Origin of the sequence: Ferrovibrio sp. (assembly GCF_035304305.1) — a bacterium.
Classification (GTDB): Bacteria; Pseudomonadota; Alphaproteobacteria; order Ferrovibrionales; family Ferrovibrionaceae; genus Ferrovibrio.
In genome coordinates this window covers 1-5453 of record NZ_DATGQG010000096.1, presented here as the reverse complement: position 1 = coordinate 5453, position 5453 = coordinate 1, and the positions used below count along the sequence as shown (strand labels likewise).

General features: G+C 65.1%; 5 protein-coding genes, 1 tRNA gene and 1 pseudogene. 1 reads left to right on the top strand and 6 read right to left on the bottom strand.

Annotation, left to right across the window (positions count from 1 at the left end):
* The 4 genes from VKZ87_RS11550 to VKZ87_RS11535 all read right to left on the bottom strand — a co-directional run.
* On the bottom strand, nucleotides 1-921 hold a 921-nt coding region (locus VKZ87_RS11550; RefSeq protein ID WP_324221410.1), incomplete at its 3' end, for a spermidine/putrescine ABC transporter substrate-binding protein.
* Nucleotides 922-958: 37 nt separating this feature from the next.
* Complete coding sequence (locus VKZ87_RS11545) at nucleotides 959-1786, bottom strand: ABC transporter permease (RefSeq protein WP_324221409.1); 828 nt, start codon at nucleotides 1784-1786, stop codon at nucleotides 959-961.
* Nucleotides 1783-2640 (bottom strand): ABC transporter permease, encoded by an 858-nt coding sequence (locus tag VKZ87_RS11540; protein ID WP_324221408.1) that lies wholly within the window; start codon nucleotides 2638-2640, stop codon nucleotides 1783-1785. Before VKZ87_RS11540 ends, VKZ87_RS11545 begins: the two co-directional genes overlap by 4 nt.
* On the bottom strand, nucleotides 2640-3305 hold the full coding sequence (locus VKZ87_RS11535; RefSeq protein ID WP_324221407.1) for a GntR family transcriptional regulator: 666 nt from the start codon (nucleotides 3303-3305) through the stop codon (nucleotides 2640-2642). Before VKZ87_RS11535 ends, VKZ87_RS11540 begins: the two co-directional genes overlap by 1 nt.
* Nucleotides 3306-3393: 88 nt before the next feature.
* Between VKZ87_RS11535 and VKZ87_RS11530 the strand changes: the two genes are divergently transcribed.
* Entirely contained in the window at nucleotides 3394-4944 is a 1551-nt protein-coding gene (locus VKZ87_RS11530; RefSeq protein ID WP_324221406.1) for a gamma-glutamyltransferase, read from the top strand.
* Nucleotides 4945-5010: 66 nt separating this feature from the next.
* On the opposite strand, the pseudogene VKZ87_RS11525 reads toward VKZ87_RS11530, so the two are convergent.
* Nucleotides 5011-5181, bottom strand: a pseudogene (locus tag VKZ87_RS11525) (IS6 family transposase); the annotation flags it as partial.
* Between the two features lie 131 nt (nucleotides 5182-5312).
* Nucleotides 5313-5402, bottom strand: a tRNA-Ser gene (locus VKZ87_RS11520).
* Nucleotides 5403-5453 lie beyond the last annotated feature (51 nt).

Sequence of the window (5453 nt, the reverse complement as noted above, 5' to 3'; positions counted from 1 at the left end):
GTTCTCGCCGATTTCCGCGGGAAGGAGGGGCTTGGACTCCGGCACCACGGTCGCGGTCCTGGTCAGTTCGGTCGTCTTGGCCGCGACTTCGGGGCGCAGGATGTAGGACAGGAACTTGTAGGCTGCGTCGGGGTTCGGCGCATCCGTCAGGATGCTGTAGCCGTCGATCCACATTGTGCCGCCCTCTTCGGGCAGGACGTAGACGACATCGGGGTTGTCGACGATCGCCTGGAGCACCGAGGAGGACCAGCTTTGCACGATGCAGGCTTCGCCCGAGGACACGAGATCGGCAAAGTTGGTGCTGTTGTAGCCCGCCAGCAGCGGCTTCTGGGCGATCAGCGTTTCGGTCGCCTTCTCGATCTCGGCGGGGTCCGAGGTATTGGCGCTGAAGCCGTTGACCTGCAGGCCGGCGATATAGGCGGCCAGCATGTTGTCGAGCATGTAGATGCGGCCTTTGTACTTTTCGTCGAAGAGGGACTTCCAGCTGGTGATCGGCGCGTCCACGCAGGTCTTGTTGTAGGCCAGACCGGTCGTGCCCCAGACATAGGGGATCGAATACTTGTTGCCGGGATCGTAGGACACGGCCTGGAAGGTCGGGCCGATCTTGCCGTAGGTCTCGATCTTCGCGTGGTCGAGTTCGACCAGCTTGCCGCGGTTGATCAGGATCTGCACCGCATATTGCGACGGGTTCACAAGGTCATAACCCGAGCCGCCCGCATCGAGCTTGGCGATCATCGACTCATTGCTGTCAAAGGTGTCGAAGGTGACGTCGATGCCGGTCTCCGCCTCGAAGTCGGCAAGCACTTCGTCGGGCATCTCGCCGGCCCAGCCGTAGATGCGCAGGTCTTCGGCCAGGGCAGGCACAGCCGCGAGGAGCGCCAGGGTGGAGGCGGCGAGGCCGAGGGAAAGTCTGTGTGTCATGGTGGTCTCCTGGTTGGAAGTGGGCGGATCCGGCCGTTCAGCGCCGGTTGGTCTTGAGCATGAGGGGTAGGTATCGGCCCATGACCAACAGCAGGATCGTGACGTTGGCGAGGACCATCAGCGCGCCCAGGGCGTTGATTTCGGGGGTAATTCCCAGCTTCAGCATCGAATAGATGCGCAAAGGCAGGGTGGTGGTGCCGACGCCCGAGGTGAAGGTGGACATCACCAGATTGTCGAACGACAGCGTGGCCGACAGGATGAAGGCGGTAAAGATCGAGGGCATGAGCTGCGGCAGCGTCACCATGCGGAAGGTCTGCCACTCGTTCGCGCCGAGGTCGGCCGCGGCATTCTCAAGCCGCGGGTCAAGCGAGGACGCGGCGGCCCGCACGATCAGCGTGGCAAAGGGAATCGAGACGAGGACATGCCCGATGATCAGGGTCGTGTAGCCCAGGATCATGCCGGCGAAGGACATGAACACCAGAAGCGCCACGCCCAGCACGATCTCGGGCAGGACCAGGGGCGCTGCAAGTGCGGCACCCAGGAGATCGCGGCCGGGGAACGACCGGCGCGTGATCGCCACGGCCGCGACCGAACCGATGGCGGTCGACACCGCGGCGCTGGCCAGGGCGACAATCAGGCTGACCTGCAGCGCGTCAAGGATGTTGCGGTTGCTGACCACTTTCTCGAACCACCTGAACGAGAAGCCCGTCCAGACCACGGTCGACTTGCCGGCGTTGAAGGCAAAGGCGATCAGCACCACGATGGGCACCAGCATGAAGAGATAGGTGAGAAGCGTTATCCAGCCCGAGATGCCATGGACGACGCGGCGGATAAACCGGCCCTGGGCCTTGGAGTGCGGGGTCATTTCATCGCCTCCACCCGCCGAAGGGCGCGCATGTACAGCAGGATTCCAAGGCCCGAGAAGACGAGCAGCAGGATGGCGACGGCCGCACCGACGGGGATGTTGCGGAACTCGAGGAACAGCTGGACGATGAGGTTGCCGAGGATGATGTCCTTGCCGCCGCCCAGAAGCACCGGGATGGCGAAGACACCCATGGACGGCACGAAGACGAAAAGCGCCGCCGCCAGGACGCCCGGCAGGGAAAGCGGCAGGGTGACGCGCGCGAAGGTTTCCGCCGGCCCCGCGCCCAGATCGGCGCCGGCCTCCATCAGGCGGCGGTCGATCGGCGTGAGCGCCGCATAGATCGGAAAGACCGCCAACGGCAGGAAGGCATAGACCATGCCGACCAGCGTCGCGCCCACCGTTCCCAGCATCCCGATCGGTTCGTCGATCACCCCCGAGAAGACCAGGGCCTTGTTGATCAGGCCGCCGCGCCCCAGAAGGACCACCCAGGCCGAAATGCGGATAAGAAAGTTGATCCAGAACGGGATCAGCAGCAAGAGAAGCAGCGCCGGCGCCGCGCGCCCGGCCTTGAAGGCGATGAAATAGGCGACCGGATAGCCGATCAGCAGGCACAGCGCCGTCGTCCACGCAGCCAGGGTGAAGGAATTCATCAGCACCCGCAGGTAGACGCCCTGCACAAGCTCCCTGTAGTTGTCGAGCGTGAAGCCCGGCAGCACCGCACCGTAAGGGTCGCGGAGGGCAAAGCTGTAGGCGAAGACGACACACAGCGGCAGCAGGATGAACAGGCCCAGCAGAAGCACCGAAGGGGTCAGCATCAGGCCCGTCTGCAGTTGCTCGCGCCGCTCTCTGCGCATCACGACACCTTGGCCTTGTCCCGAAGCCCCTTCTGGGCAATCGCCTTGATGGGGCTGACGGTCAGGTGCGCCGTCATCGCGGCGCGTGCGGCCGCGGAGTCGCGCATGCGGATGGCGTCGATCAGGAGGCGATAGGTGTCGAATTCCTCGCGGACGAAGGTGATCGGCACCTGCGAGACGTAAAGGCTGCGCACCGACAGGCCGTAGAGCGAGTCAAGATACCGCTGGGCGAACTGGTTGCCCGAGGCGCGTGCGATCAGGCTGTGAAACTGCTCGTCGATGGAGAGTTCCCAGGTGACGTTGCCTTCGTGCGTCTCCATCTCGGCCTCGATCTTGGCAAGGAAGGCATCCAGGCGCTCCATGTCCTCGGGCGTGCGGCGCTCGGCGGCAAGGCCGGCGATGAAGGTCTCCAGTTCGCGGCGCAGCTCGTAGCCGCGCTGAAGGTCTTCGGGCGTCGCGCCGGCGACGGCATAGCCGCGCCGCCCCATCGACATCACCAGCCCTTCCTGCGCCAGCCGCAGGATCGCCTCGCGCAGGGGCGTGCGGCCACAGTCGAGAGACTGCTGCAGCGTCTTTTCGTCGAGAAGGCTGTTGGGGGGTAGTTCGGCCAGCATGATCCGCCGGCGCAACTCGCCATAGGCCTCGTCGCTCTTGCGCTTGCTCATCCGGGACAGCCCCTTTGCGTGTTTCGATATATTGTGAAATATACTGAGCAAGCACGATCGGGCAAGCGATTCGTGAAAGGGCAAGGAAATGGCGACAGCGGCAGATCAATGGACGACGGTGAAAGGGCCGGTTCGCAGCAAGGACGGCATCGTCGCCGCCCAGCACATCAGGGCCGCCGAGGCCGGGGCCGAGTTGCTGGCGCAAGGCGGCAATGCCGTCGATGCCGCCGTCGCCGCGGCACTCGCCCTTGGCGCGGTCGAGCCCTGGATGTGCGGCATTGGCGGCAGCGGCTTCATGGTCGTCTGGCTTGCCACGGAAGAGCGCGCGGTTGCGCTGGATTTTCAGGGTGTCCTTCCCCGGGCCCTGACGCCGGATGACTATCCGATCGACGCCAGCCTGCCCGCGACCTCGATGGGTTTCCCGGCGGTCGTGGACTTCGCCAACACGCAAGGCGCGCGTGCCGTCACCGTACCGGGCGCCGTGGCCGGGTTTGACCATGCCCTGCGCCGCTTCGGTCGCAAGAGCCTGGCCGAGACGCTGCAACCCGCGATCCGCCTGGCCGAAACCGGCATCCCGGCAAGCTGGTTCTGCACGCTGATGATCGCGTCCGAGATGGCAATCCTGGCCAAGGACGCGACCGCCGCCGCGATCTATCTGCCCGGGGGTGCGCCCTTGCAGCCGGGCGCGCCGCTGAAGATACCGGGCCTTTCCCGCACGATGCGCCGCCTGGCAGAGACCGGCGCCGAAGGGTTCTATCGCGGCGATCTGGGCCGCGATCTGGTGCGCGAATTGCAGGCGCAGGGCAACCGCATGACCATGGAGGACCTAGCCGCCTATCAGGTGCAGGAATACGCCCCGATGGAGGCGCGGCACCGCGGCGCCACCCTCTACACGCCGGGCGAGCAAAGCGGCGGCCTTCGGCAGCGCGACTTCTTGGCCCATGTTGCCGCCGGCCTGCCGGTTCCGCCGAAGGCGCCAGGCGCCGGAAGCTGGTGCGTCTATGCCGATGCGCTGGAAGCAGCCTGGCGCGCGCATCGCGCCCGCAACGGCACCCTGGCGGAGGTCGGCAGTTCGACCTCGTCCCTGTCTGCGGCCGATGCTGAGGGCAACATGGTCGCCCTGACCTACACGCTGCTGGATCATTTTGGCGCCGGGATCACGCTGCCGGAAACCGGCCTCGCGCTGAACAACGGCGTCAGCTATTTCGATCCGCGACCCGGCTTGCGCACCTCGATGGCGGGCGGCAAGCGGATCAACTCATCCAACATGGTGCCCACCGTGGCCGTCCGCGACGGGCAGGCCCTGTTTGCCGTCGGGGCCTCGGGCGGCGATCTGATCATGCCCTGCGTGTCGCAGATCGCGGCGCTGATGCTGGATTTCGGCATGTCGCTGGAAGAGGCATTCCATTCGCCAAGGCTGGATGCCTCGCATCGCGGCAGCCTCCGCGCCGACCCCCGGCTGGGAGCGGCCGTGCTGGACGAGTTGGCGCGCCGCTACAGGCTTGAGGTCTCCGGCAATGTCGTGATGCCAAAGCTATATGCCTGCCCTTCCGGTGTTGCCGGAGATGACGAGGGACTGGTCGGGATCAACGATCCCTCGCTGCCCGACGGCGGCGCGGCTGGCCCGGATGGCAGGTGACCGACGCGGCCGAACCAATATTTTCGTGGCATCGCTTCACCGCACGTCCAGAGAACGTTGTGCGGTGAAGCGATGCCACCAGAACCGGACCGTCTCGTGGCTGATCGCGACGCCGCGCTCGTGCAGCAGATCCTCGACGTTCCGGAGCGAAAGCGGGAATCGGACGTAGAGCATCACCGCCAAGCGGATGATCTCTGGGCTGGTCTTGATGTACTTGAAGGGTGAGCGCTTGGTCATGCCTGAACGCTCGCCAACGCCCTGCCCCGTCTCAAGCCGGGTTCATCTGACAGGACCGGTGGGGGTGCAAGGCACGGGAAAATCGACCGAAATTTCGGATTTTTCTGTTCAATATCAATGACTTATGTGGGTGGCGGAGTGGAAGGGATTCGAACCCTCGAGACGGTTTCCCGCCTGCACCCTTAGCAGGGGTGTGCCTTCGACCACTCGGCCACCACTCCGCCTGCCCGTTTAATGGCAGGCGCCGGGCGGAGCAAGGGGAAACGGGCGTC

Coding starts and splice junctions, on each gene's coding strand:
- VKZ87_RS11545 (WP_324221409.1), bottom strand. CDS start 1,786: ATGACCCCGCACTCCAAGGCCCAGGGCCGGTTTATCCGCCGCGTCGTC.
- VKZ87_RS11540 (WP_324221408.1), bottom strand. CDS start 2,640: ATGCGCAGAGAGCGGCGCGAGCAACTGCAGACGGGCCTGATGCTGACC.
- VKZ87_RS11535 (WP_324221407.1), bottom strand. CDS start 3,305: ATGAGCAAGCGCAAGAGCGACGAGGCCTATGGCGAGTTGCGCCGGCGG.
- VKZ87_RS11530 (WP_324221406.1), top strand. CDS start 3,394: ATGGCGACAGCGGCAGATCAATGGACGACGGTGAAAGGGCCGGTTCGC.